The sequence below is a fragment of the Mesorhizobium sp. M2E.F.Ca.ET.209.01.1.1 genome (genome assembly GCF_004010375.2).
Taxonomy (GTDB): Bacteria; Pseudomonadota; Alphaproteobacteria; order Rhizobiales; family Rhizobiaceae; genus Mesorhizobium.
The window spans coordinates 1-441 of the sequence record NZ_SADP02000193.1 but is presented as its reverse complement, the minus strand read 5'-3'; the positions used below and the strand labels follow the sequence as shown (position 1 = coordinate 441).

1 pseudogene is annotated in these 441 nt (G+C 73.9%); it reads right to left on the bottom strand.

Annotated elements, in window-relative coordinates:
• Positions 1 to 13 precede the first annotated feature (13 nt).
• Positions 14 to 441: pseudogene (locus EN852_RS35240) on the bottom strand (hypothetical protein); the annotation flags it as partial.

The window sequence follows — 441 nt, the reverse complement described above, 5'->3', positions numbered from 1 at the left end:
CGTGTGGCCACCGTCAGTCCACCGCGACGGTCTGCAGGATCGCGCGCGCCAGTGCCGGCCCGGAACTGGACTCGGCCTCGGCCACCAGGCGATGGCCGGCCACCGCCACGAACAGGGTCTGCACGTCCTCGGGAACCACGTGCCCGCGGCCGAGCAGCAGCGCGTGCGCCCTGGCGGCGCGCAGCAGGGCCAGCCCGGCACGCGGCGACAGGCCCACGCGGACCCCGGCATGCTGGCGGCTGCGGGTCAGCAGCGCCTGCACGTAGTCGACCAGCGCGTCGCTGGCGTGCACCTGGCCAACCGCTTCACGCAACGCACGCACCTGGGTGTCGTCCAGCTTCGGCACCGCGCGCGCGATCAGGTCGCGGCGATCACTGCCACGCAGCAGTTCGCGCTCGGCCTGCGCGCTCGGGTAGCCCATTGCCAGGCGCAGCAGGAAAC